General features: G+C 63.9%; 21 protein-coding genes. 16 read left to right on the top strand and 5 right to left on the bottom strand.

Features of this window, described 5'->3' with window-relative positions:
- Positions 1-7: 7 nt before the first annotated feature.
- Together D7S86_RS23625 and D7S86_RS23620 are read right to left on the bottom strand one after the other, a co-directional pair.
- The gene (locus D7S86_RS23625; protein WP_240648375.1) at positions 8-1,009 is read right to left on the bottom strand and encodes a DUF1254 domain-containing protein; all 1,002 of its coding nucleotides are present in this window, start codon (positions 1,007-1,009) and stop codon (positions 8-10) included.
- A 460-nt stretch (positions 1,010-1,469) separates the two neighbouring features.
- A complete protein-coding gene (locus tag D7S86_RS23620) occupies positions 1,470-2,159 on the bottom strand; it encodes a Crp/Fnr family transcriptional regulator (RefSeq protein WP_121089985.1) in 690 nt (229 codons plus the stop codon).
- On the opposite strand from D7S86_RS23620, the gene D7S86_RS29630 reads away from it, so the two are divergent.
- From D7S86_RS29630 to D7S86_RS23585, 8 genes are all read left to right on the top strand, one after another.
- On the top strand, positions 2,158-2,403 hold the full coding sequence (locus D7S86_RS29630) for a hypothetical protein (RefSeq protein ID WP_158602071.1): 246 nt from the start codon (positions 2,158-2,160) through the stop codon (positions 2,401-2,403). The genes D7S86_RS23620 and D7S86_RS29630 overlap by 2 nt on opposite strands.
- Positions 2,297-3,532 carry a transporter substrate-binding domain-containing protein gene (locus D7S86_RS23615; RefSeq protein WP_338069197.1) on the top strand — a complete coding sequence of 412 codons (1,236 nt, stop codon included), beginning with the start codon at positions 2,297-2,299 and terminating at the stop codon, positions 3,530-3,532. Before D7S86_RS29630 ends, D7S86_RS23615 begins: the two co-directional genes overlap by 107 nt.
- A 168-nt stretch (positions 3,533-3,700) precedes the next feature.
- Complete coding sequence (locus tag D7S86_RS23610; protein WP_121089981.1) at positions 3,701-5,392, top strand: LuxR C-terminal-related transcriptional regulator; 1,692 nt, start codon at positions 3,701-3,703, stop codon at positions 5,390-5,392.
- A 3-nt stretch (positions 5,393-5,395) separates the two neighbouring features.
- Entirely contained in the window at positions 5,396-5,677 is a 282-nt protein-coding gene (locus D7S86_RS23605) for a YtcA family lipoprotein (protein ID WP_121089979.1), read from the top strand.
- 2 nt (positions 5,678-5,679) lie between these two features.
- Positions 5,680-6,768, top strand: a complete 1,089-nt coding sequence (gene mdtN, locus D7S86_RS23600; protein WP_121089977.1) for a multidrug transporter subunit MdtN — start codon at positions 5,680-5,682, stop codon at positions 6,766-6,768.
- Positions 6,765-8,909: an FUSC family protein gene (locus tag D7S86_RS23595; RefSeq protein WP_121089975.1), complete on the top strand. Its 2,145-nt coding sequence runs from the start codon at positions 6,765-6,767 to the stop codon at positions 8,907-8,909. Before mdtN ends, D7S86_RS23595 begins: the two co-directional genes overlap by 4 nt.
- 6 nt (positions 8,910-8,915) lie before the next feature.
- A complete protein-coding gene (locus D7S86_RS23590; protein ID WP_240648374.1) occupies positions 8,916-10,472 on the top strand; it encodes an MdtP family multidrug efflux transporter outer membrane subunit in 1,557 nt (518 codons plus the stop codon).
- A gap of 114 nt (positions 10,473-10,586) precedes the next feature.
- Positions 10,587-11,627 (top strand): catalase family protein, encoded by a 1,041-nt coding sequence (locus D7S86_RS23585; RefSeq protein WP_147432445.1) that lies wholly within the window; start codon positions 10,587-10,589, stop codon positions 11,625-11,627.
- Between the two features lie 109 nt (positions 11,628-11,736).
- On the opposite strand, the gene D7S86_RS23580 is transcribed toward D7S86_RS23585, so the two are convergent.
- Positions 11,737-13,389: an ATP-binding protein gene (locus tag D7S86_RS23580; RefSeq protein WP_147432444.1), complete on the bottom strand. Its 1,653-nt coding sequence runs from the start codon at positions 13,387-13,389 to the stop codon at positions 11,737-11,739.
- A 297-nt stretch (positions 13,390-13,686) separates the two neighbouring features.
- Between D7S86_RS23580 and D7S86_RS23575 the strand changes: the two genes are divergently transcribed.
- From D7S86_RS23575 to D7S86_RS23565, 3 genes are all read left to right on the top strand, one after another.
- A complete protein-coding gene (locus D7S86_RS23575) occupies positions 13,687-14,904 on the top strand; it encodes an ABC transporter substrate-binding protein (RefSeq protein ID WP_158602069.1) in 1,218 nt (405 codons plus the stop codon).
- 77 nt (positions 14,905-14,981) lie between these two features.
- Positions 14,982-16,640 carry a histidine kinase gene (locus tag D7S86_RS23570; protein WP_121089968.1) on the top strand — a complete coding sequence of 553 codons (1,659 nt, stop codon included), beginning with the start codon at positions 14,982-14,984 and terminating at the stop codon, positions 16,638-16,640.
- On the top strand, positions 16,641-17,282 hold the full coding sequence (locus tag D7S86_RS23565; RefSeq protein WP_121089966.1) for a response regulator: 642 nt from the start codon (positions 16,641-16,643) through the stop codon (positions 17,280-17,282).
- A 55-nt stretch (positions 17,283-17,337) separates the two neighbouring features.
- Here D7S86_RS23565 and D7S86_RS23560 read toward each other — a convergent pair whose 3' ends face one another.
- On the bottom strand, positions 17,338-19,047 hold the full coding sequence (locus D7S86_RS23560) for a thiamine pyrophosphate-dependent enzyme (protein ID WP_121089964.1): 1,710 nt from the start codon (positions 19,045-19,047) through the stop codon (positions 17,338-17,340).
- Positions 19,048-19,569: 522 nt separating this feature from the next.
- Between D7S86_RS23560 and D7S86_RS23555 the strand changes: the two genes are divergently transcribed.
- Positions 19,570-19,890, top strand: coding sequence for a DUF3331 domain-containing protein (locus D7S86_RS23555; RefSeq protein ID WP_158602068.1), 321 nt, complete (start codon positions 19,570-19,572; stop codon positions 19,888-19,890).
- A gap of 16 nt (positions 19,891-19,906) precedes the next feature.
- On the opposite strand, the gene D7S86_RS23550 is transcribed toward D7S86_RS23555, so the two are convergent.
- Positions 19,907-20,797 carry a LysR family transcriptional regulator gene (locus tag D7S86_RS23550; RefSeq protein ID WP_121090082.1) on the bottom strand — a complete coding sequence of 297 codons (891 nt, stop codon included), beginning with the start codon at positions 20,795-20,797 and terminating at the stop codon, positions 19,907-19,909.
- A gap of 244 nt (positions 20,798-21,041) precedes the next feature.
- Here D7S86_RS23550 and D7S86_RS23545 point away from each other — a divergent pair, with 244 nt between their 5' ends.
- From D7S86_RS23545 to D7S86_RS23530, 4 genes are all read left to right on the top strand, one after another.
- Positions 21,042-21,968, top strand: coding sequence for a catechol 2,3-dioxygenase (locus D7S86_RS23545; protein ID WP_121089960.1), 927 nt, complete (start codon positions 21,042-21,044; stop codon positions 21,966-21,968).
- 263 nt (positions 21,969-22,231) lie between these two features.
- Positions 22,232-23,515 carry an ABC transporter substrate-binding protein gene (locus D7S86_RS23540; protein ID WP_121089958.1) on the top strand — a complete coding sequence of 428 codons (1,284 nt, stop codon included), beginning with the start codon at positions 22,232-22,234 and terminating at the stop codon, positions 23,513-23,515.
- Positions 23,516-23,547: 32 nt separating this feature from the next.
- Positions 23,548-24,279, top strand: a complete 732-nt coding sequence (locus D7S86_RS23535; RefSeq protein WP_240648373.1) for an ABC transporter ATP-binding protein — start codon at positions 23,548-23,550, stop codon at positions 24,277-24,279.
- Complete coding sequence (locus tag D7S86_RS23530; RefSeq protein ID WP_205962882.1) at positions 24,276-24,977, top strand: ABC transporter ATP-binding protein; 702 nt, start codon at positions 24,276-24,278, stop codon at positions 24,975-24,977. The genes D7S86_RS23535 and D7S86_RS23530 overlap by 4 nt, the downstream gene beginning before the upstream one ends.
- The last annotated feature ends 3 nt before the right edge of the window (positions 24,978-24,980 follow it).

Raw genomic sequence — 24,980 nt, 5'->3', positions numbered from 1 at the left:
CGAGGGCTCAGCCAACGGGTTTCGCCTGCGGAAACGACCACTTGCCGTCGAGAATCTCCTTGTGCGGACGATAGAGCCGCACCATGTAATTCCACCCCTTCGTAATGGGCAGGCAATTGGGTGTCTTGCCGTCGCACCCGCCGAACTGGATCGTGACGGATCCGTCCGCGCTCTTGTTTGCCGTGATGTTGTTCAGCGAGTAGGCGTTCTCGGGATTCGCTTCGTAGTAGCCCTTTTCGTCGTAGACGCTCACCGACCAGAAGCCGTCGACGGGAACATGCCCGACCTCGAGCGTGTAGACCGTCTTGCCGTCGTTATGCTCGGGTTCGACGTTCAGATAGAGCGCTTGTTCGGGCGGGTTGGCACCCCATCCGAGTGCGGCGCCGATCAGAAACCGCACCGGATCCACGTCCGCACGGGCGCCATACATATGTCGCGTATCCGGCAACGTCGAGCCCAAGGTCAGCAGCGCGTCGCGGACCTTTTTTTGACTGACCGGATCCCAGTTCGGCACGTCGAACGTCCCCGGCTGACGTTGCGTGGAACCGATCTGGTCCTGCAGCGCATGGACCGCGTCGAGATCCTTGGGGTCGCCCGGCGCGACGAGTGTCCGTATCGCCACGATGACGTATCGCGTCCCGATGCTCTGGCGCGTGAGCGTGTGCTTGCCGGCCCCATAGAACACGCCGTGCGTGTACTGGTCTTCGTCGATGACCTGCATGGACATGAATCGCTTACCGGCGTCGGGCAGCGAGATCGTGACGGGGCCCGCATCGAGATCGAAGACGGCCGACGAATAGAGCGTATCGCGATTCAAGCGGATAACGCTCTGGTTATCGATCGGCGCGGGCTCGCGCGTGTGATTGAACTTGCCGAAGCCGCCCATCTTGACCGCGCCGCTGAAATACATATCCGACTCGGCGCGCGCGAAATTATCGGGCGTGACGGGGACGACCGTCGTCGTTTGAGCGGTCGACGCAGGCGGCGCCGATTGCGCGGAAGCCCACATGGAAAAGGCGCTGAAAATCAGAAAGGCGATTGTTGTTGCGCGGCTTCGACGGACGATTTTCATGGGGGTGATCAATCGAGGGTGAGGCGCTCGGCGCCGATAGGTTTACGTGCGGCTTGCAGGCCGTCGGCGTCGTCGCCGTCAACGGGCTTTAAACAGGCCTTACCGTCCATGCTATGAACAGCCGAGGTCTTTGTTGAGATCGATTCATGCCAGATCGTTGGCGCGATAAGTATTTCCGGCTGAGTGCATCGGCATGAGCGCTTTGCCTGACTTGTGTCGGATAGCGCGGTATCGAATATAAGGCTTGCTCAACACCGACTTTGTCCGGAAACGGACAATGACGGGCGATGCGCGTCAAGCGACGCCGACATGAGGTTCGACAGGCTTGAAACACGCAGCGGCGTTTGCGGAGCGCCGTCCGTGCTTCGCGTCGCGCGGAGGCCGGGACATCGTCGCGTCAGTCGGCCCCGTCTCCTTCGGCGAAGTGGCGCAGCGCGGCCGGGTCGACGACGTGGATCGAGCGATAGGTGCTCGTCAGCCATCCGGCCTCGGAAAACCGCTTGATCGCGGCATTGACCTGCTTGCGCGACGCATTCGTCATGATCCCGATGTCGCTCTGCGTCAGCGGGATCGGAACTTCGCCGATCCACGTCATGCGCTGCAGCGCGGATGCGATCCGGCGGTCGGCCTCGGGCTTTTGCAAATCGTGTATCACGCTAAACAATAGTTCGACGTTCATCATGAGCATCAGCGAAACATAGCGGACCACTTCCGGATCGCGCGCGGCCATCTGATCGAGCACGTTGAGCGGAAGCTGGAGCATCGTGGTGTCGACGACGGCCCTGAGTTCGCCTCTGCGCGGCTGTCGCGTGAGAAAGCAGCCTTCGCCGGTCCAGTAACCGGGTCGCCCCAGAAGAATCAGGCGCGGCGTTGCGCCGGCCGGAGCGATGCTGACGCTGAGCGTTCCCGCGACGAGCCCGTAGACGCCGCCGATCGGGTCGTTGGAACGGAAGACCGCTTCATTGGGCGCGAAGTGCAGCAAGGTGGCCTGCCGCAACACGTCGCGGCGAAAGGCTTCCGGCAGCACGGGCAGCCAACCGCGCTCGCTCATGATCTGGTCGGCTTGCGCTTTTGTAATGTGCCCCATGAAACAGCTCTCCGGCTTTGTCCGATTCCGGACAAATACCGCGTTTTTCGTCGTTAGACTAGCGTCCGCGCTCGCGCGCGTGTCTGTTTCTTGCTTGCCGCCGGCATTCGATGCCCTGGCCGACTACGCGCACGCCTATGCAGAACACATCGCGAGCGGTTATCGTGCGTGGATGCAAGCCTGCCGTGCGGGCAGACTCGAGGCGAGAAAAGATGAAGACTTGGCCGGGGACTTTCGCGCGTGACATCACGCGTGCAATCGTGTGTGCGGGGCGCACAGTTGGACGGTGTCGGGCCGTTGTATGGGCCATTGCGGCCGTCTGCTGCGCATCGTTGTGCAGTCAGTCGTTCGCGGCGCCGGCTGCGCCGAGCGAAATCACCGTCGGCGCGTTTGTCCTGTCTCCTTTCGTCATGGAGCAGGACAGCAAGTTGAGCGGCTTTAGCGTGGATTTGTGGACGGATATCGCCGCGCGCTTGCATGTGCCGTATCGCTACCAGGTTCTGTCCGACGTCGGCACGCTGTTTCAGACCATGCGGGACGGGCAGACGGATATCGCCGTATCGGGCTTGTTCTACAGCGCGCAGCGCGATCGCGAATTCGACTTTTCCTATCCGATCATGGAGGCCGGGCTCAGGGTGATGGTGGCGGATAGCGGCGAGACGGCGCCCGTCTCGCCGCTACACAGCCTCGCGAGTCAGCTGGTGTCGCGCACAACGCTGATCTGGGGCGGCGTGGCGCTGTTGATGACGATTCTCGCGGGGCATGTCGTGTGGCTCGTCGAGCGGCTGCAGACAAGCACGGGCGAGCGTGGCGAAGCCTATTTTCCAGGCGTTTTCCGCGCGACGTATTGGGCTGCGACCACGCTGCTGTCGCAAGGCGATCAGCCGCCGAGGCGCTGGATCGGCAGGGTGCTCGCGGTGCTTTGGATGTTTCTCGGGATTTTGTTTGTCGCGTCGTATACCGCGCAACTCGCGAGTACGTTGACGATCGAGCACATGCATGGCGCGATCAACGGTCCCGACGATCTCTCGGGCAAGCGTGTCGCGACGTTGAAGGGCGGATCCGCGGTGGCCGACCTCGTCAATCGGGGCGCGACGGTCGTCGAATACCCGAAGAACAGCCAGGTGTTCGATGCGCTCGTGCAAGGCGACGTCGATGCGGTCGTGCAGGGTTCGGCGGGACTCGACTACTACGCCACGCATGAGGGAAAAGGGCGCGTCAAGATGGTCGGGCCGGAATTCAATGTGAACGACGTCGGTTTTGTTTTTCCGATCAATAGTGCGTTGCGCAAGCGTGTCGATGGCGCATTGCTTTCGATGCGCGAGGACGGCACGTATCAGCGCATCTATAACAAGTGGTTCGGATCGCCGTGATGAAGGCGCGCGCTCGGTCTCGCGGGCTGAGCTAAAAGGCACACGCACCACCCGGCTTTTACCGAAAAACAACCCAGTCTTCACGTTTCTCGATCCGCTCATGACTAGGCTAGACGCCTGAACGATTTTCGTACGGTGGCGACAATCGATGGTCCGACGGAGCATGGCATGAACGAGGCGTGGGTCGGAGAGGCACAGGCGAGGCGGGCAGACCCTCGCTTCGCGCAGTCGGCGCGCGCCGATACGCGAATCGCCTATGGATTCCCCGCGGATCATGCGGCGACGCTCGGCATCGAGGAGACGGTGTCGTCGCGGACTCCCCCATGCGGCCGGCCGTCGACACGCACCGTGCGCGTCCGGTTTGAACTTGCGCGCGCATGGGCCATGCTGATCCGACTCGACGCGGACGAAGCGCTTGCCGTTGTGCAGCGCATCGAACGGCAGATCGCCGCCTTACCCGGCCCCGACGTGCTGGCCGTGCTGAGCGAGGTCGCTGCGATGCGTGCCGCGGCGCTGCTGCTGCAGGACGACGGAGCGGCGGCCCTGCCTGCCGCGCTGTCGGCCTTGCGGCTCGATGCGCACGCGCCGACCGCGCATGTCGCGCGCACCGTATGCCGTTATGTGTATTGGCAGCTCGGCGACGTCGATGGGCTCGATGCGTTCGCGCGCTGCGAGCCCGGCGAGCGGGCCGATCGCCTGCGCACGGCCACCGCGGTGTTCGATCGCACGCTCGATGCGATGCTCGAACTCTCGCGATCGCATCTGAATACGGCGCGTACGCTCGCTGACGACGCGCTCGAACTCGCGGGGCAGCTTGCCGGCGACGCGTCGGCGCTCGAAGCGCTGCCGGCGAGCGTCGCGGCGCAGGTGCTCTACGAACAAGGATGCCTCGACGAGGCGCAGGCCTTGATCGCGTCGCGACTGCCGTCCTTGCGCGAGAGCGGCACGATCGAGGGCGCGCTACGCTGCTACGGCGTACTCGCGCGTATCGCCGCGGCACGCGGACTGCCGGGTCATGCGCTCGTCCTGCTCGCGGAGGCTGATGCGCTCGGTCTGAGGCGTCGATGGCCGCGCCTGCGCGCGGCGGCGATTGCGCAACAGATCGAGTTACATATCGCCGCGCGATCCTTCGACGCGGCCGAAGTCTGCCTGCGGACGCTGGCGGCGCTCGCGGCCGAATCCACGGCGCCCGGCTATCCGCCGCGTTTCGAGATCGCCCGGTACCACGCGACGGCCCAGGCGCGGCTCGCACTCGCGCAGGGCCGCGATGCGACTGGGCTCAGCGAACTTCAGTGGCTTCTTGAGGACAGCATGCAGCGGCGTGACCCGTTGAGCGCGGTCTCGATCGAGCTTTTGCTCGTCGAGGCCATGCTCAACGCGCAGCGGTATGACGACGCGTTCGACAGGCTTGTCGCGTTGATGCGGCGCGCGGTGTCGATCGGTCTGCTGCAAACGCTTGTCGACTGTAGCGACGGTGTGAGCGCGTTGATTGAGAGCGTGATCGAGACCGGCGTGCGCGCGTCTCACGACATTCGCGACTTGCAGCCCTACGCGAGCGCGATCCTCGCGCGTCGCGCACGCATACGACATGCGATTCGCGCGGATCTCAAGACGTCGGATGAAACAAGCGCGCACGCGGCGCCCGTCGCGATGGCGCAGTTGAGCGACCGTGAACGCACGGTCGTCGCATTGATGGGACAAGGGATGACCAACAAGCAGATCGCGATTCGTCTGTGCATCGCGCCCGAAACCGTCAAATCGCACGCCAAGCACGTGTACACGAAGCTGGCCGTCAGAAACCGCACGGAGGCGGCGACGCTCGCCGGCCGGCTCGGTCTTGTCGAACGCGTGGAGGCCTGATCGATGAGGGTGATCGCGATACGCGCGCTGGCCGCGCTGATCGGATGCGCGTCGCTCGCCGGCTGTCGCGGCGCACCGTCGATCGGCGTACTTGGCGCTTATTTTCCGGACTGGATGTTTTCGATCGTCGGCGGCGTCGTGCTCGTCGTCGGCCTACACATCACGCTCCGGCGGCGCGGGCTCGGTGCCTGGCTGAATCCGCCCGCGCTCGTCTATCCCGCGCTGACGATCCTGCTGTCGATCGTCGTATGGGCCGTGGCGTTCAATCTGACATTGACTCTGTAACCATGAACGTGACACATGCGAGTCCTCCGGACCGGCCGCGCACGCGAATCTGGCCGGCCACGCTGCTGATTGTCTTCGCCGCGCTCGCGGTGCTTGCCGTGATCTGGCGCGTCGATACGGCGCCGCGCACCGATGACGCCTATGCCTATGCCGATACGATCGGCGTGTCGCCCGAAGTCGGCGGCAAGATCGTCAACCTTGCCGTGCGCGACAATCAGGCGGTCAAGCAGGGCGATTTGCTGTTCGAGATCGATCCGCGGCCCTATCGGTACGCGTTGCAGCGCGCCCAGGCCGCGCTCGCGCAACTCGACGCGCAGATCCCGCTGACGCAGCGTTCGGTCAACGCGCAGAACTATAGTGCTTCTGCCGCGAAAGCCGCTGTCCTGCGCGCGCAGGCTGCCGCAAAACAGACGAGCGACACGCTCGCGCGCATGGAGCCGTTGATCGCGAAAGGATATGTGTCGGCCGATGAACTCGATCGTGCGCGCACCGCGCAGCGCTCGGCGCAGGCCGAACTGGATGCGGCGCGCTCGCAGTCGCAGGAGGCGCAAGCCGCCGTCAGCGGCGTCGAAGCGCTGGTTGCGCAACGCGGGGTGCTCGAAGCCGACATCGCGAACGCGCGCCTGAACCTCGAATACGCCACAGTGCGCGCGCCGTTCGACGGCCGGATCGCGGGACTCAAGACGTCGGTCGGTCAATATGTCTCTGCGCAGAAACCGGTCTTTACGTTGATCGACACGCGTCATTGGTATGTGATCGCGAATTTCCGCGAGAACGAGCTCACGCATATTCGACCCGGCACGCGCGCCACGGTCTATCTGATGAGCAATACGGGTCAACGTTTCGACGGTACCGTCGATTCGATCGGCTTCGGTGTCGATCCGCAGGACGGCGGCGAGTCGGCGAACGGCCTGCCGAATATTCAGCGCAGCATCAATTGGGTGCATGTCGCGCAACGCTTTCCCGTCAAGATTCGGGTCGAAGCCCCCAATGCGGATCTGTTTCGAGTCGGGACGTCGGCGGTCGCCGTGCTGCGTACGACACGCGACGCGAGCGATGCGGACGCATCGCATCCGGGGGCGCCGTCATGAGCGCGCGTGCCGGCCTGTATCGCGGTCTCGCCTGGCCTGCATCGCTCGTGACGCTGGCGGGCTTCCTGCGCACGCAGCTTGCGGCGTTTCCCGGCCGCGGCAACGTCACCTTGCGTTGCGTGCTCGGCGCGGCGATCGTGATCACGACGTCGATGGCATTGCAGGTGCCCGAACTCCCGCTTTCGTTGATGGTCGTGTTCTACGTCACGCAGTCGAATATCGTGCTGACGCGTGTGATCGCGATCAACTTGATGATCGGCGTAACGTGCTCGATCGCGATGACGATCTGCGTGTATGCGCTGACGTTCGACGATCCCTTGCTGCGCATCGTGATCGCGAGCGCGATTTTTTTCTGCGGTGTGTATCTGATGCGCGCCGTGACGAAATTCGCGCTCGTGTTCTATCTCGTCTCGCTGATCGTCATCTACGCGCAGAGTTTCGCGGACTTGACCGATAACGCGGAGGCGCTGGTCCGCGCGTGTCTGTGGGTCTGGGCCGCGGTGAGCTATGCGGTCGCGGTGTCGCTCGTGATCAACACGGTGTTATTGCCCGCCGAGCCCGAGCGCCAACTGCGTGATGCGATGCGAGGTCAGCTTGCCATGGTTGCGGCGCGTCTCGCATCGCTGAGCGATTCCGACGCGCCGACGGTGCGCGTCGGTGCGCTCGATGTCGAGCGCAGCGTGCTGGCCTTGCAGAAGTTGTTGCGCTTCGCGAGTATGCGTCGGCACTACGATGCGTCCGACGCGGCCGCCGCATTGGCATGCGTGACGGCCGTCTCGCGCCTTGTCGAAGCCGCGGCGGACTTGCCCGACGAAGCGGTGACGCACGATCTGTCGTCGCTCGATGCGATACGTATGCTGCAAGGCGAACTCGCGGCGACTGCGCGCGCCATCGACGACGATCTGCAATGGCCTCGGTTACGGTTGCCGGCGGTCGCGTTGCCGCACACCCCAGTGACGGGCCTCGCGGCGATGCAGCGCGCGCTCGATGCGCTCGGGGACGCATCCGCGATCGATACGCCCCGCGTCGCGACGCCGTCCGTGCTATCGCGCGATGTCTTCACGAATCCCCGCTACGCGCGGTTTGCGTTGCGCACGCTGCTGTCGGTGCTGCTTTGCTATGTGTTTTATAACGCGGTCAACTGGCCGGGCATCCACACGATCATGCTGACGTGCCTCGTGGTCGCGCTGCCGAGTATCGGCGCGTCGAGCCGTCATGGTCTGTTGCGGATCAGCGGCGCGCTGACCGGCAGCGCGCTCGCGCTGTTGATGGTCTCGTTCGTGATCCCGCAGCTCGAAAGCATCACGGGACTGCTGCTGATGAGCTTGCCCGTGATCGCGCTCGGTGCTTGGGTGTCGGCGGGTTCCGAGCGCATCGGCTATGCGGGTATTCAGATCATGTTTACATTTGCGCTCGCCTTGCTGAGTTCGTTTGCGCCGCCCTCCGACTTGACCGAAATTCGCGACCGCATGGTCGGCATTCTGCTCGGTGTCGGCGTCGCGACAGGGATGCAGATGGCGCTCTGGCCCGAAGGCGAGGCCGATACCCTGCGTGCGCAGCTCGCCGCGGTGCTGCGCGACATCGCGGGGCTCGCGCGCGCGAGCGCGGCGCGTCTCGTGGCGGACGGCGCGCCGGATGCCGAATCGACGACGAATGTGGGCCGCGCACCGATGCCGCCTTCGACGGCCGCGACATGGGCGCATCTGGCCGAATGCGAGGCCATGCTCGCGCGCGTCGCGCTGGAACCCGACTGGCGCGAGGGGGAAACGGCGCGCGTCACGCTGCTGTCTCAGACGATACTCGCCCAGGCCCGCACGGTGCTCGCCGGTCTCGGCGCGTTCGGGGACGAAGCCCTCGAAACGGGGCCGCGTTCCGAGCTTCGCCGGCAAGCCGCCGATTTCGAATCGCATATCGCCGATACGCTCGATCGTTATGCGATGCAACTCGCGGCCGAGCAGCCGATCGCGCGGTCCGTCGCGACGCTCGACGAGGCGAAACTGCGCGCGACATGGACACGGTTCGAGGAGCGTGCGGCACGCGCGTTGTCGGTGCGGGCGCAACGTCTGGACGCCGCACTTGCGGGGCTGCCGCGCTGGTCGCTCGATGCGGTGTCGGTCAACGGTCCGGCGACGGCGGAGTAAGGGCTCATGACGCAAGGGCTCGTGAAGCAAGGAACGCTGAAGCAGCGGTTCATCAAGCAAGCGCTCATGACGCATTCGTCCAGGATGACGATCCGGCGCATGGTCGTGGCCGTCGCGCTGCCCGCGTTCGCCGCGTGCGCGATGATTCATCACGACACGCCGCCCGCCGCGATGATCGCGCCCGAGCAGATCCGTCTGGCCGACGACGTGCATCTTGCCGGCGAGGGCTGGCCATCGGCGCGCTGGTGGTCGCAGTATCACGATGTGCAACTCGATGCGCTCATCGATCTCGCACTGGCGCATGCACCGACGCTCGCGATTGCGAACGCGCATGTCTCGCAGGCACGCGCGCAAGTCGAACTCATTCGCGCGGTATCGGGCCTGCAAATGTCGGCACGAGCCGAGGCCGATCGCGAGCGCGTGTCGGGTCATGGCTTTCTGAGCGCCTATGCGAATCAGGATCCGGCGATCGGCGCGTATGGCCCGTGGTACTGGACGGGCCTCGTCGGCGTCGAGGCGCACTACGACATCGATATCTGGGGCAAGCAGCGCGATCTCGTGCGCGCCGCGATCGGGGCGCAGAACGCGCAGCGCGCGGAAGCGGCGCAGGCCGAGCTCGAGGTGTCGTCGGATGTCGCGTGGCTCTATTACACGATCCAGATCGCCGATGCGACGCTCGATCTGCTCGAACGCTTGCGCGACGAGTCCGCGTTCGAGGTGGAAACGCGCGAGGCGCGGCACGCGCGCGGTCTCGAATCGCTGACGCAGACACAACAAGCCCGTTCGCAGCAGCTTGCCGTCGATCAGCAGATCGCGCAGACGCGCGAGCAGATCGTTCATGTGCGCGAAGCCTTGCGCGCGCTCGCGGGTGTCGGCGCTGATGCGTTGCCGGAGATCCGGCCCGTGCCGCTGCCCGCGCCCTCGGTGTCGATGCCGTCGTCGCTCTCGTATGAATTGCTCGCGCGACGCCCCGATCTGCAGGCGATGCGCTGGCTCGTCCAGGCGTCGCTCGATCGTGTGGACGCGGCCAAGGCCGAGTTCTATCCGAGCTTCGATATCACGGCGTTTTTCGGCTTCAACGCACTCCGCATGCGCGATCTGTTTCTTCATTCGGCGCAGCAGATCAATCTGATTCCGGGCCTGTCGCTGCCGATCTTCGATAGCGGCCGACTCAATGCGAATCTGCATGGCGCACGCACGGCGAGCGATACGCTGATCGATCAATACAACCAGGCCGTGCTCGACGCGGTCCGCGACGTCGCGCAGAGCGCGAGTCAGATCGACGATCTCGACCATCGTGTGCAGCTTCAACGCGCGCGTATCGATGCCTTGCGCTTTGCGAGCGACAGCGCGCAAGCGGGCTATCAAACCGGTCTGGCCGACCGTTTGGCCGCGACGCAAGCCGAAGAGCCCGTCACGCAGGCGCGCATTGCGCTGGTCGAGCTCAGCGGCGACGAGCTCGAAGCGGGTATCGTGCTGATCCGGAATCTCGGCGGCGGCTATCGCGACGACGCGCTGCCAGGTTCTGCCGCGCACGATGCGAAGCCCGAACCGGATCGTTAGTCGACTCGCCTGTCGACGCTGATTTGCGCGGTGTGCGTCGCGCACCATACGGATGCGCACGCGAGGCGGACCGGACATGCGAACCCGCAATACAAACACAAGAGGATGAAAGCGATGAGCGCGCCAAACTGGGAAGAGGTCTACGACGGCGGGTCGCCCGAAGCGGAGACGGCGATTTTTCTCGAACTCGCCGATCAGATGCTCGCGATTCAGGAGGCCAATCGGCAAAAGGCCGGCCGCGATCACGCGGATCGCACGCTGCACGCGAAGATGACCGTGGGGGTGACGGATGCCGTATTGAGCGTCGATGCGACGATACCCGATGCGTTCCGAACCGCGCACTTCGAGCCGGGCGCGCGTCTGCGCACTGCCGTCCGGTTTTCGAATGCGAGCGCGTTGGCGCAAGCGGATACGAGTCCCGATATGCGCGGCGCGGCGCTCAAGATCTGGCTGGGCGCGGATGCAGAGGATGTCCCGTGGGACGAGGTCATCCGTGCGCAGCCCGAGCAACACACGCATGACCTGCTGATGACGAGCTATCCCGTTTCGCACGCGCGCAACGCGCGGCAATTCGTGGACTTCGCGGTCGCGGCGCAGGGACCTCGCGAGACGCTCGTCGAGCGGCTCGTCGCGAAGTTCGGGCAAAGCGAGACGCAACGCATGCTGGCGAACATCCAGCAGGGCGCGCGCTCTTGCGAGAGTCTCGCATTGCAGCGTTTCTGGAGTCGTGGCGCGGTGCTATGGGGAACACAGCCCGTGCGTTTCGATCTGCGGCCGATCGATGCCGCGCCGGCGGCCACGCGCGCCTTCGATGGCCCGGACGCGCTGCGTGACGAATTCGCGGAACGTCTGCGCGCGTGCGATGTGCGGTTTCGCCTTGCGGTGCAGCCGTTCGTCGATCTGACGCGGACACCGATCGAAGATGCGGCCGTGGCGTGGAGCGAAGACGCATCGGCGCCTGTCGAGATCGCGACGCTGACGATCGCGCGCAGGTCGCTCGAATCGGCCGACGCGAAGCGGCAAGCCGACACCGTTGCGGCGATGGCGTTCAATCCATGGCATGCGCCCGCGGCCTGTCGCCCGCTCGGCAATCTGAATCGTGTGCGCGGCGTGGTCTACGGCAAGAGCGCGCAACGGTGGCAGCGCGGGGGCTGACGTGCCTGGCGTGGCATGCCGAAGCGCGTGTCGCGTCGGAGACGCGCTTCGGTCACGGCGTGTGGCGCGCTTTGCGCGTTTACGCGACAAGCATGCGAATCGGGCTCGCCTACGCGCGTGAGCGCGACGCCGCTGGCCGAAGCCGATGCGTCGAGGTCGTAACGGCCACCGTTTCACCGAGGCCGACGCGTGGACGGACCGTTTCGTCAGCGGTCTGCGCGATGCGCTGCGTCATGCGTTCGCGCCGGATCGGGCTTTGGCGTTCATAGCAAACCTGACGATAGAGCACGTGCCGGAATTGATATGCGTGGACGTCGCATGGATCCGATGACCGCGACCGTTCGACGCGCGCGATAAAGCACCCTTGACGACAGAGCGCCTCGCAGACGTCTTCGACCGTTTCTATGGCGATGCCCGCGGCGCGCGCGGCCGATTCGGCCTCGAACGTGTCGCCCGTCAAGCTCGCCGCTTCGAGCACGCGTTGCGGCAGATCGCCGAGCCGTGCGATCCGACGTTCGATCACGCGTGCGATCAGCGGCGGCACATGAGTCGGAAACTCGCCGTCGTGCGGCGCTCGGCGAACCGAGATCGGGCGCGCGTCGTCCCGCGTTTGCAGGACCTCGTTGAGCATCGCGACCATAAAGCTTGCGTTGCCGCCCGAGCGCTCGGCGATAAAGCGTGCGAGCCGGTCGAGATGCTCGGGCGGATCGTTCGGTGCGCGCATCTGAAGATACGTGCGGACATCGTCGTCCTTGAGCGCATTCAAGGGTACGTCGCGGCACAGCGCGCGGATCGCGAGGTCCTGATGAAGCGCGCCGATCGGATGGTCGGCGACGCAGGCATCTTCTGGGCGATAGGTGACGATCAGCATGAGGCGGGTGTGACGGGCGCGATGCGCTTGACTCGCCGTCGCCGCGATCCAGTCGATTGTCGAATGATCGGCGCTGTGTGCGTCTTCGAGCACGAGCACGATCGGACAGTCGAGTGTGAGCCGTTCGAGCAGCGCCTGGATTTCACGCAAGACGGGGCGTGCGGATATCGCCGCGCCGGTATGCGAAGCGTGCGGGTTCGCGACGAGTCCGGGAATATGCCGTGCCCAACTCGGTGCGAGCGTGGCGAGTTCCTGGCGCACCGCGCCGGCGTGCTCGCCGCGACTCAACTGCGTGAGCAGGGTCAGCACCGGATAGTAAGGCTCCACATCGGCATAGCCGTCGAGGCAGTGGCCGATCGCCGTCTGCGCATTCGACGTCGCGAGCGTGTCGATGAACTGATCGACGAGCGCCGATTTTCCCGAGCCGATTTCTCCGGGGACAAAGACGATTTGCGGCGTGCCGCTTGACGCTTGACCGAAGTATTCGCGCAGTTGCGCGAATTCGGACTCGCGTCCGACGAGGTTCGCTGGACGGCGGATGCTCGAACCCTGCGGCGCGGCGTCGGAATCGGGTGCGTCAAGCGCGGCGATGAAACGATACCCGCGACCTCGGTGCGTTTCGACATAGCGCGGTTCGCGCGCATCGTCGTCGAGCACCGACCGGATCGATTTGATGTGCGATTTGAGCACTTCGGGCTGCACCCACTGATTGGGCCAGACGGCGCCGAGCAGTTCCTCGTGCGTGACCAGGCGTCCGTGGTTGTATATCAGGTGCTGTAACATTTCGAATGGCCGCGGTCCGACGGCGAGCGTGCGTATTTCGCCGTCGGGCATGCACTTCGACAGGCTCTGATTGACGGGGTCCAGCCGGAAAGGAAAAAAATGGATCATCTCGGCGTTCCGTATCGGCACGGCGAGAGCGTGCACTTGGGCGTCATGGGCCCCGCCGATGCAAAGCGGGCCGGTCTATCGATGCATCCGGATGGTAAGTTCGCCGTTATAGGCTGCCTATCGGTGTTCGACGCATGATTCGCGGTAATTTTCCTTAGATTTTCCGTAGGGAAATTCCTACCCAAAGCCGCGCGACGTCGAGCGCGTTTTTTGTTCTATTCGCAGTGGGTTTTGAAATGATTGATGCACATGCGAGACGTGTTTAAGCGCTTGTGGGGAAAGCGAACCGGATTTGCCGTGCTGGCCGTCATCCTTGTCGCGGGGATCGCTGTAGGCCGTGTGATGCTCGTGCCGCACGACGCGATGAGCCTGAATCTCGTGACATGGTGGACTTCGCCATCGGAGGCCGGCGCGCTGAACCGGATCGTGTCCGCGTTCGAGGCGTCGGGCGGCACATTGACCGTGCAGTCCGTGCAGGGCGCGCTTGCGGCCGAGCAGACGACGATTCGCATGATGAATGAAGGTCATGCGCCGAGCGTCGCGCAGTTCAATATCTCGCGCCAATTCGATCTGCTGGTCGAGGACGGACAACTTCGTCATATCGACGCCGTCGCGGACAAAAACAAGTGGACGACGGTGTTTCCGGTCTATGTTCAAAGTACCATTCGTCGCAACGGCCATTTCTATGCGGTACCGCTCGCGATTCATAACTATGGTGCGATTTTTTATTCGCAAGCGGCCTTTGCAAAGATCGGTGTCGCGACGGTGCCGAATACGATCGACGACCTGATCGCGGATCTGCGCAAGATGCGCGAGCAGGGCGTGATTCCCGTGGCCGTCGGACAATCGGACTGGGAACTCAAGACGATCTTCGACACGGTGCTGTTGGGCGTGCTCGGCAAGGACGCGTTTCTGAAGCTGTACCGCGATCACGATCTGGCATTGGCCGGCGCGCCGGAACTCACGCGCGTGTTGACGTATGTCGCGGCGCTGAGGGATTTGACGCAGCCGTCGCCTGAGATCGCGACCTGGGATGACGCGACGCGCCAGGTCATGGACAATCAAGCGGGCGTGCAGTTTATGGGGGACTGGGCCGACGGCGAATTTATTGCGCGGGGGCTGTCGGCGGACAAGGACTTCGGATGTTTGCCGGGACTCGGCGCCACGCCGACGGCGATTATCGGCGGCGACGTCTGGGTGTTTCCGAAGACCGACGATCCGTCGACCATGCGCGCGCAGGACGCGCTCGCGGAAGTCGCGACCAATCCGCGCGTGCAAGTCGCGTTTTCGCGCGACAAGGGTTCGATTCCGGCGCGCATGGACGTCGACGCGGGGCAACTCGATGCATGTCAGCGGCGCACGACCGCGCTGGTCAGACGCGGCGATGCGGTGTCGAATGCGGAGGTATTCGAGTCACCCGAGGAAAGCCATGCAATTCGCGCGGTCCTGATGCGCTTCTGGCATCGCGAACTCGACGTGGCCGGCGTGCAAAAGGCTTTGCAGAATATCCTGTGACCGTGCGGTCACGATGACTCAGGCGCAGGTGGCGCGGCGATTCGACGCCGCGCGGGCGTTCCTTTTTTGGCGGCTCGATGGCAAAGGAATATCCGCAAGGTTATCTCGTGGTGCTGTTCGTCACGCTCGTGTGCGTCTGTCTGCTCGGTATCGAGGGATGGCGCAACTGGACGGTGCGGCGTGAAGAGTTGCATGCGATGGAAGATCGCGGACGCGAACTCGCGAAGCTGGCCGCGCAACAGGCCAACGACGTGTTTTTCCAGGCGTGGCTGGTTTCGTCATGGGTGGCCGACGAGAACGGCGATGCCATTTCGAATGATCGGGACGCACTCGAAAGGACGATCTCGACGATCAAGCGACGCGTCCCGGCGATCGATTCGATCGCGATCGTCGATGCGAACGGTCACAGTCTCGCCGTCGACGAAGGCTCGGCCGCGGCGATGTCGGCGATGGGCGGCGCGCGGGCGCCGCTTTCGCTGCCGGACTCGATCGCCGAATTCGACTGCGCGCACGCGTGCATTCAACGGCCGATCATCAGTCCGTGGACCGGCAAACTCGTGATTCCGATGTCGATGCATGTGCCTGCGCACGGCACACGTTCGGATTCGGTTGCGGGCGCGAGCGCGAGCCGCCTCGTGCTTGTGACGATCGATATCGAAGTGTTCAAGGAATATTACAGATCGCTATCGATCGGGCCTTCCGACAAAATTTTTCTCAATTCGGATCGGGACTTCACGTTTGTCGCGCGTCCGTCGGATAACACGCTGAGCGGGCACCCGATCGTCAATCGCACGCTCTTCGCGTCGTATCAGGCGCAGGGCCCGGTCGGCAGTGTGCTTGTGAGGTCCGCGTCGGACGGAGAGCAGCGTCTGATCAGTTATCGGCGGCTCGCCGATTTTCCGGTGTTCGTCGCGGTCGGCTTGTCGCGCGACGACTTGCTGGCACGCTGGTGGCGCGATGTCGCGTGGCATTTCGGCGCGACGCTCACGTTCATGTCGGCGGTCGCGCTGATCGCATTGCATTTCATGCGGCAATCGAAGTTGCGCGCGGGCGCCGAAAGGAAGACCGAGGCCGCATTGCAGTTGAGCGGCGAGATCAGCGGCCTGTCCGCGTATCTCGAAGCCGCGCGCGAGCAGGAGCGCAAGCGCATTGCCATGGAAGTGCATGATCAATTGGGTCAATCGCTGACGGCGCTCAAGATCGAGGCATTTTTGCTCAAGCGATCGAATGTCTCGGCGGCGGATGCGGCGCGCACGGCCGACGAAATGATCGATCTGATCGACGGGACGATCACGACGGTGCGCAACGTCTCGAACGATCTGCGTCCCGTTGCGCTCGACTACGGCATCGTCGCCGCGCTTCAATGGCTGACGGCGGATTTCGCGAAACGCAAAGGCATTGCATGCGCGTTTTATCCGCGCGGCGACGAACCCGCGCTCGACGACACACGCGCCACGGCGATCTTCCGGCTCGCGCAGGGTGCGCTGACCAATATCGTGCGCCATGCGCAGGCGCGGTCGATCGACGTGTTTTGGACCAACGACGGTGCGACGCTGCGTCTGACGATTGTCGACGACGGGCGCGGCTTCGATGTCGACGCGTTGCGCAAGTCTCAGTCGTATGGCTTGCTGAGCATGCGCGAACGCGCGCGGATCTGCGGCGGCGATCTGTCGATTGAAAGTACACAGGGCTCCGGTACGACCGTGAGCTTAACCCTCCCTTTACGGACGAATTGAATGGTCAAGCTGATTATCGTTGACGATCATGCGATCGTGCGTCGCGGGCTCCGGCGCATCTGTGAAACCGATCCGAATCTGACCGTGTCGGCGGAAGCGAGCAGCGGCGCCGAAGCGCTGGCATGGCTCGGGGCTCATGCGGTCGATGTCGTGCTGCTCGATCTGACGATGCCCGGCATGCAGGGCATGGATCTGATCAAGCATCTCGTATCCGTTCGACCGGCGCCGCGCATTCTCGTGTTGAGCATGCATGCGGAGGCCGAGGTCGCGGCGCGCGCCTTGCGCGTCGGCGCGCATGGCTACCTGACCAAGGACGCGGACCCCGACGTGCTGATCACGGCCGTGCACAAGGTCGCGTCGGGCGGCAAGTTCATCGACCCGATGCTTGCCGAAGCGCTGGTGTTCGCGAAGCTCGGCAGCGAGACGCCGACGATGTCGGCGTTGACGGACCGCGAATTCGAAGTGTTTCGCCTGCTTGCGTCGGGCGCGTCCGTCACCGAGATTGCCGAGCGGTTTTCGCTAAGCGCTAAAACGATCAGCACGCACAAGACACGGCTCATGCAAAAGCTCGGGCTGCGCAGCAATGCCGATATCGTGCGGCTCGCGATGACCGAAGGGCTTGTCCGGAACGACGGGCGTTAGGAACGACGGATGTTGGCGGTCGGCGGCCCGCGGTGCATCCGCGGGCCGCTTCGCCTTAGATATTTTCCCGAATCATTTCGAGCACGTCGGCGCCGCGTCCGTTCAGAAATGCGCGGACCGAATACAGCGCAAGACCGAATGCGGGCTTGAACTCGATAAACGGCGGCTTGACGAGTTCGAGCGGATTGACCTGCACGTTGAGCAGCGCGGGTCCGGGCTGGGCGAGCCATTCGCCGATCGCGTCGTCGAGTTCGGAGGCTTGACGTACCGTGCGTCCCCAGAGTCCGACGGCTTGCGCGACTTTGCCGAAGTCCGGGTTCTTGAGCTTCGTGAACGTATCGAGCATGCCCTCGGACTTCTGTTCGAGTTCGACGAAGCCGAGCTTGCTGTTGTCGTAGACGCAAATCTTGATCGGCAGATCTTCCTGGACCGTCGTGAGCAGTTCGCCGAGCAGCATCGACAAGCCGCCGTCGCCGCAGAGCGCGAGGACCTGACGTCCGGGATGGGACTTTTGCAGACCGATCGCGCTCGGCAGGCCGCTGGCCATCGTGCCGTGCAGCAGACTGCCGAAAATGCGCTTCCGGCCGTTCGAGCGAACGAAGCGCAGCGCCCAGACGATCGGTGAACCGTCGTCCGCGCAGATCAAGGCGTCGGGGTCGAGTCGCGCATCGATCATCGCGGTCAGCCACGAGGCCGGAATCGTGTCGTCGTGACCCGCGTGCAATTGTTTGGCCCAGCCTTCCATCGAGCGTGCGTAGAGCGCCGTATGGTGGTCGAGAAACGACGTATCGGTTTTCTGTTCGAGTCGCGGAATCAGCGCTTCGAGCGTGGGCCGGATATCGCCGACGACGCCCATCGCGACCGGATGCCGGCGGCCGAGGTGCAGCGCGTTCGCATCGATCTGGATGATCTGCGCGTGGTCGGGATAGAACTGTTTCCACGCGAAATCGGCGCCGAGCAGCAGCAGCGTGTCGCAGTCGAGCACCGCGCGATAACCGGCCTCGCTGCCGAGTATCCCCGTCATGCCGACGTTGAACGGATTGTCGTGTTCGAGAAAGCACTTCGCGCGCGAGGTATGCGCCATCGGCGCGCCGAGGGTCCGCGCGACGGTCTTGATCTCTTCGAGCGCATGTTCGCTGCCCGCGCCCGCGTAGATCGCGACCTTCTGGCCGGCATTGAGGATGCGCGCGATCTCGTCGAGCTCGATGTCGTTCGGGCGCACGAGCGGCCGGCTTTGCTGAATCCGGTAAGGCAGATCGTCCTTGATATCGGCGTGCGACATATCGACGGGCACGATCAGGACGGCCACGCCCTGCTTGGCGATCGCGGCCTGGCAGGCCAGCACGGTTTTGCGTCGCGCTTGCTCGGGTGTCAGGATCATTTCGCAGAACACCGAGCAGCCTTGAAAGACGCTCTGAAAATCGACTTCCTGGATGAACTCGAAGCCGATCTCGGTCATGGCGACCTGACTCGCGATCACGACGACCGGCGAGCGATTGCGATTGGCTTCGTAGAGGCCGTTGATGAAGTGCAGGCTGCCCGGACCGCAACTGCCCGCGCACGCGGTCAATTGACCCGTGTAGTGCGATTCGGCCCCTGCGGCGAAGGCGCCGGCTTCCTCATGTCGGACATTGACCCAGTCGATCGAACTCCGATCGAGATGTTCGGCGATCAGGTTCAGCGTGTCGCCGACGATGCCGTAGCAGCGCTTGACACCGGCCTGTTCGAGCACTTCGACGATCACTTCGGCTACTTTTTTGCTCATGGGGGTTCGATCTGAATGAAGGGTTGCGCGTTCGGGAATGCGCGGGCACGCGCATCGCGACGTGAGGTGTGCGTTTGAACGGTGTGCATCGGCGCGTCGCATCGGCAAAAAAGCACACGATGGCGTACGACGGCGCACGATCGTCGGACGTGATCGAAGTGTGCTGCCGCGATACCTGGCGGGTATATCCCTCATCTGGGGGAGAAGGCGCTTCGGCGAGCGCCTGTGCGGGGGATGGAGCGCGAGCCGCGGACATGGCAACATCGATCGGCGGTCGGCGTCTGTCGCGACCGTCCGCCGAGCGACGCCGATCATGGGTGCGCGCGCTCGGCGGAAAACAACCGGCGCCAGCCATCGACATAGGTTACCGACGCCAAACAGTCGACGCAGTCCATCGGCGGCGTCCGGGCGCCGATCTTCGACGAGCAAGCCGTCTCAGTGATGCGGGGGGATGCGATGTTATCCGATGCACCGGCAACGTTTCGCTTTGCGTTTCTCGTTCGGCAGTTATCCGCGGCGCCGATGCCGGACGACGTCACGCGGCAGGATGGCGCGGCGTCGGACGCGACCCCGCGATGGCGCGACCCCGAGATCGTCGTCATGGACCGTCTGTCGCCGTTGACGGCTTCGCTGACGTGGCGCGATTCGACCTCGGGGTGCTATTACGACCAGATCTGGCGCATCGGCATTGCACGCAAGCACGGCGTATGTCCGCTCACGGGCCGGCCGGTCCATCTCGGCGACGCGGTGTTCAGACCGATCCACTCGATGGTGCGGCCGAGCAATGCCGACGCGATGATCCACGCGGATGCGATCGATGCACTGAAGCCCTGCGAGCGTTAGCGCGGCGCGGTGCCGCTCATTGCGTCGCGCTGAACGCGCGCACGACATCGAGAAACGCCAGCAGCACCGGCGCGCGGTCGTCCTTGCGATACAGACAGTTCAGCTCGATATGACGGAGCTGACGCGAATGTAACGGCCGATAGACAAGCCCCGGCAGCGTGAGATTCGCCGCGGACGCCGTCGTGATGCACGCGCCGAATCCGCTCGCTGCAAGCCCGAGCGCCGTCACGACATCTTCGACTTCCTGCTCGACGACAAGCGTGAGCTTCTCCTCGGTGAACGCGTTGGCGACCTCCTGAGCGAGTCCGAACAAGGCGGCGTTCGGATAGAGGATCATCGGTTCGCCGTCGAGATCGCGCAATCGCACGACCTCGCGCTTCGATAACGGATGCGTCTCGTGCAGCGCGACGAGATACGGTTCCTTTTGCACGGTCTCGACGACGATGTCGTCTTCGGGCGGCACGAGGCGATTGAACCCGATCGTGATCCGCCTTTCGCGCAGGGCCTCGATTTGCTCGGCTTTCGATAGATTGTGCAGGCCGATCTTGATGCCCGGACGTTGCGCATGGAACGTCGCAAGAAGCTTCGGGATCGCATGCAGGACGCCCGACGTAAAGATGCCGACATCGAGCCGGCCGAGCAGACCGCGTCCGGCCAACTGCGTCTGTTCGGCGGCGCGACGCGTGAGCGCGAGGATATTGGGCACCTCGGCCAGCAAGGTGCGTCCCGCATCCGTGAGCTCGGCGCCTTTCGACGTTCGAACGAACAGCTCGGCGCCGAGTTCTTCTTCGAGCGCATGAATGTGCCGCGTCAGCGGCGGCTGCGCCATATGCAGCCGCTGCGCCGCGCGGCCGAAATTCTGCTCCTCCGCGACAGCGAGGAAATACCGCATCTGCTTGAGGTCCATGCGCGAGGTCTCCATCCGTATGGATTCAGTATCGCAACGAGTCGATCCGGGCCTTGATCTGGATCACGGATTGTATGCGCAGCGACGCGCAAGATGGACGGGATCGCGTGCCCGTGGCGGGTATGCATGCTCATACCGATTCGGTATCGACATCGCGCGTAACGGTATTGGACACGGAATCGAGCGCGTTCGTATAGTGGCGCGCAGTCAACAATAAACTCACGCAGCCATCGGAGGAGAGACTATGGCGCTTACCGGCGTACTACGGCCCGGCCACGTACAGATTCGCGTGCTCGATCTCGACGAAGCCGTCGCCTTTTATACACAGATCCTGGGACTCGTCGAGACCGGGCGCGATGCATCGGGCCGCGTCTATCTCAAGGCCTGCGACGAACGCGATCACCATAGCGTGATCTTGCGCAAGGCCGATCGCGCGGGGACCGATTTCTACGGCTTCAAGGTGCTCAATGCACGTACGCTCGATCTGCTCGAAACCGATCTGCGCGCCTATGGCGTACAGACCGAACGCGTGCGCGCCGGCGATCTGCTCGAAACGGGCGAACGCGTGCGTTTCCACGCACCGACCGGGCACCTGTTCGAGCTCTATGCCGAGAAGACCGAGATCGGCGATACGCTCGGGTATCTGAATCCCGACGTCATCATCGAAGATCGCAAGGGCATCTCGCCCGTGCGTCTCGATCATTGGCAGATCCACGGCGAAGATCTCGACGGCAGCCGCGATCTGTTCGTCAACGTGCTCGGCTTCAGTCTGACCGAACGCATTCTGTGCGAGGACGGCAAGACCGATATGGCCGTCTGGCTCACGTGTTCGAACAAGGCGCACGACATCGCATTCGTGCGCGATGCGCGCAGCGACACGTCGCATCACGCGGCCTTTCTTATCGAAACCTGGAAGAAGCTGCTCTACGCGGCGGACCTGATGGCGAAACGGCGCGTGTCGATCGACATCGGGCCCTTGCGTCACGGGATCACGCGCGGCACGTCGATCTATTTCTTCGATCCGTCGGGCAACCGCATCGAGACGTTTTGCGGCGGATACAGCTTCTATCCCGACATGAAGCCTTATACGTGGACCTGGGAAGAGATGGGGGCCGCGATCTTTTATCACACGCGCGAACTCAACGAGCGCTTCTTGAGCGTCGTGACCTGAGCGCGTTCAGGTAGGCCGCGTGCGCGCGGCTTGCCGAGTCTTCAAACGGATCGTTCGACGAACGGATCGCGGCTTCGATGCGGCGCCGCGATCGATAACGCACGTCCGCGCGAATCGTCGCACTGCATCTTGAACGTCGATCCGCGTTGATCGATTTTCATCACTAAGAATAAGCGCCGCATTGGATACATGCCATGCGCGGCAGGCGCGCGATCGCCTTCGCACGGCGTCGCGCATGACTACCGAGGAGACAGTAGACCACCATGAGCGATTCAAAAAGCCCGCTCGACAACCCGGGGCGACGCGCGGCGATGCGCGTCGCGACCGGCGCCGCACTTGCGTCGGCGTTTCCCCTGCGCGCATTTTCCGCGCAGGGTTCGACGATCAAGATCGGGTGCGTGAGCCCGCAAACGGGCCCGCTTGCCGCATTCGCCGAACCCGACGCGTTCACGCTCGAACAGATCCGTCGCGTGATCGGATCGGGCATCAAGGTCGGCGGCCGCACATATGCGGTCGAGATCGTCTACAAGGACTCTCAATCGGATTCGAATCGAGCCGCCGATGTGACGTCCGAGCTGATCCTGAACGACAAGGTCCATCTCGTGATCGCCGCGCATACGCCGGCGACGACCAATCCCGTCGCCGATCAGTGCGAACTCAACGGCGTGCCCTGCATTACGACCGACACGCCGTGGCAGGCCCATTTCTTCGGAAGAAACGGCGATCCCGGCAAGGGCTTCGACTGGACCTATCATTTCTTCTGGGGTCTCGAAGACATTATCGGCACCTATACGAGCATGTGGGCGCAGGTGTCGTCGAACAAGACGGTCGGCGCGCTCTGGCCGAACGATTCGGACGGCAATATCTGGGGCGACGCGAAAAAGGGCTTCCCGCCCGTGCTCGCGCAAAAAGGCTTCAGCCTGGTCGACAAAGGCCGCTTCCATTCGCCGGCCGACAACTTCTCGACCTATATCAGCGAATTCAAGCGGCGCGACGTCGCGATCGTCACAGGCGTGGTGCCGCCGCCGGATTTCGCGAACTTCTGGTCGCAAGCGGGGCAGCAGGGTCTCAAGCCCAAAGTCGTGACGGTCGCCAAGGCGTCGGAATTTCCGGCCGTGATCCAGACCTTCGGCGATCGCGCGCAAGGCTTGTCCGTCGAGGTCTGGTGGTCGCCGTCGCACCCGTTCAAGTCGAGCCTCACCGATACGAGTTGTCTGCAGCTGGCCCAGCAATACACGCAGACGACGAGCCGGCCATGGAGCATGCCGCTCGGCTTCAAGCACGCGTTGTTCGAAGTCGCGATCGACGCGCTGCGGCGTTCGGCCGATCTCAAGCCCGAGTCGATCCGCAACGCGATTCGCGAGACGGATCTCGCGACGATCGTCGGCCGCGTCAATTTCAGCAAGGGTCCGGTGCCGAATATCGCCAAGACGCCCTTGGTCGGCGGTCAATGGAAAAAGCGGGGCAAGGCGTTCGATCTGCGTTTGGTCGACAACAGTCAGGCACCGATCGTACCGGTGCAAGAACGGCTCGACCCCTTGGCTTGAGATCGGCGCGACGCCGACGGGAGACATGCGCAGTGCATCGTAACAACGACATCCTCGAACTCGATCGGATCTCGCGATCGTTCGGCTCCGTCTGCGTCGCCGATCAGCTTTCGCTGAACGTACGCAATGGCGAAGCCCTCGGCATCATCGGTCCGAACGGCGCCGGCAAGACCAGCTTGTTCAATATGATCACGGGCGCGATCCGCGTCGACGGCGGCGCGATTCGCTTCGACGGCGTGCCGATCACCGATCTTCCGCCGCATCGGCGCTGCCGGATCGGCATCGCGCGTTCGCATCAGGTGCCGCGACCGTTCGCGGACATGACGGTGTTCGAAAATGTGCTCGTCGGTGCGACATTTGGCGCCGATCCGCATTCGGGCGCCGCGACGGTGCCCGCGCTGCGCGCGCTCGAACGCACGGGCTTGCTCGCGAAGGCGAACCAGCGCGCGGGCGCCTTGCCGCTGCTCGACCGCAAGCGGCTCGAACTCGCGCGCGCGCTCGCCACCGGGCCTTCGCTGTTGCTGCTCGATGAAATCGCGGGCGGACTGACCGAGCACGAAGTCGCCGAGCTGATTCAAACGATCCGCGCCCTGCGTGCCGAGGGCCTGACGATCGTCTGGATCGAACATATCGTGCACGCATTGCTGGCGGTCGTCGATCGGCTCGTCGTGCTGAATCTCGGCAAGGTGCTGCTCGACGGCGATCCGCATGAGGTGATGGCGAGCGAGCAGGTGCGCGAAATCTATCTGGGAGCCGACGCATGACGACCGTGCTCGATGTGGAAGATCTCGTCGTGCATTACGGCGATTTTCAAGCCCTGTTCGGGATCGATTTCACGCTGGCCGAAGGCGAAGTCGTCGCGCTCGTCGGCGCGAACGGCGCGGGAAAATCGACGTTCTTCAATGCGCTCGCGGGATGGTTGCCGCCGACGTCGGGACGCATCCGGCTCGCCGGAGAATCGATCGCCAGGGTGTCCGCGGCGCATATCGTCGCGCGCGGCTTGTCGATGGTGCCCGAAGGCCGGCGGCTGTTTCCGAGCCTGAGCGTCGAAGAGAATCTGCGGATCGGCGCGGAGTCCCGGCGCAAGGGGCCCTGGACGCTCGAACGTCTCTATGCGCTGTTTCCGGTGCTCGAGACGCTGCGCAAGCGGCCCGCGACGCTGCTGTCGGGCGGACAGCAGCAGATGGTCGCGATCGGCCGCGCGCTGATGTCGAATCCGCGCGTGATGCTGTGCGACGAGGTGTCGCTCGGTCTCGCACCGCGCGTCGTGCGCGACATCTATGCGGCGCTGCCCGGCATCCGTCGCGAAGGCACGACGATGGTCGTCGTCGAGCAGGACATCGGCCAGGCGATGAAGGTCGCCGACCGGCTCGTCTGCTTTCAGGAGGGGCGCGTGACGCTGAGCGGAACGCCGGCGGAACTGACGCGCGATCAAATCTCGGCTGCTTACTTTGGTGTTTGACAT

The sequence above is a fragment of the Pararobbsia silviterrae genome (assembly GCF_003628125.1).
Lineage (GTDB): Bacteria > Pseudomonadota > Gammaproteobacteria > Burkholderiales > Burkholderiaceae > Pararobbsia > Pararobbsia silviterrae.
This window is presented reverse-complemented; position numbering and strand designations above follow the sequence as displayed.

Coding starts and splice junctions, on each gene's coding strand:
- D7S86_RS23625 (WP_240648375.1), bottom strand. CDS start 1,009: ATGTGGGCTTCCGCGCAATCGGCGCCGCCTGCGTCGACCGCTCAAACG.
- D7S86_RS29630 (WP_158602071.1), top strand. CDS start 2,158: ATGAAACAGCTCTCCGGCTTTGTCCGATTCCGGACAAATACCGCGTTT.
- D7S86_RS23620 (WP_121089985.1), bottom strand. CDS start 2,159: ATGGGGCACATTACAAAAGCGCAAGCCGACCAGATCATGAGCGAGCGC.
- D7S86_RS23615 (WP_338069197.1), top strand. CDS start 2,297: ATGCAGAACACATCGCGAGCGGTTATCGTGCGTGGATGCAAGCCTGCC.
- D7S86_RS23610 (WP_121089981.1), top strand. CDS start 3,701: ATGAACGAGGCGTGGGTCGGAGAGGCACAGGCGAGGCGGGCAGACCCT.
- D7S86_RS23605 (WP_121089979.1), top strand. CDS start 5,396: ATGAGGGTGATCGCGATACGCGCGCTGGCCGCGCTGATCGGATGCGCG.
- mdtN (WP_121089977.1), top strand. CDS start 5,680: ATGAACGTGACACATGCGAGTCCTCCGGACCGGCCGCGCACGCGAATC.
- D7S86_RS23595 (WP_121089975.1), top strand. CDS start 6,765: ATGAGCGCGCGTGCCGGCCTGTATCGCGGTCTCGCCTGGCCTGCATCG.
- D7S86_RS23590 (WP_240648374.1), top strand. CDS start 8,916: ATGACGCAAGGGCTCGTGAAGCAAGGAACGCTGAAGCAGCGGTTCATC.
- D7S86_RS23585 (WP_147432445.1), top strand. CDS start 10,587: ATGAGCGCGCCAAACTGGGAAGAGGTCTACGACGGCGGGTCGCCCGAA.
- D7S86_RS23580 (WP_147432444.1), bottom strand. CDS start 13,389: ATGATCCATTTTTTTCCTTTCCGGCTGGACCCCGTCAATCAGAGCCTG.
- D7S86_RS23570 (WP_121089968.1), top strand. CDS start 14,982: ATGGCAAAGGAATATCCGCAAGGTTATCTCGTGGTGCTGTTCGTCACG.
- D7S86_RS23565 (WP_121089966.1), top strand. CDS start 16,641: ATGGTCAAGCTGATTATCGTTGACGATCATGCGATCGTGCGTCGCGGG.
- D7S86_RS23560 (WP_121089964.1), bottom strand. CDS start 19,047: ATGAGCAAAAAAGTAGCCGAAGTGATCGTCGAAGTGCTCGAACAGGCC.
- D7S86_RS23555 (WP_158602068.1), top strand. CDS start 19,570: ATGCCGGACGACGTCACGCGGCAGGATGGCGCGGCGTCGGACGCGACC.
- D7S86_RS23550 (WP_121090082.1), bottom strand. CDS start 20,797: ATGGACCTCAAGCAGATGCGGTATTTCCTCGCTGTCGCGGAGGAGCAG.
- D7S86_RS23545 (WP_121089960.1), top strand. CDS start 21,042: ATGGCGCTTACCGGCGTACTACGGCCCGGCCACGTACAGATTCGCGTG.
- D7S86_RS23540 (WP_121089958.1), top strand. CDS start 22,232: ATGAGCGATTCAAAAAGCCCGCTCGACAACCCGGGGCGACGCGCGGCG.
- D7S86_RS23530 (WP_205962882.1), top strand. CDS start 24,276: ATGACGACCGTGCTCGATGTGGAAGATCTCGTCGTGCATTACGGCGAT.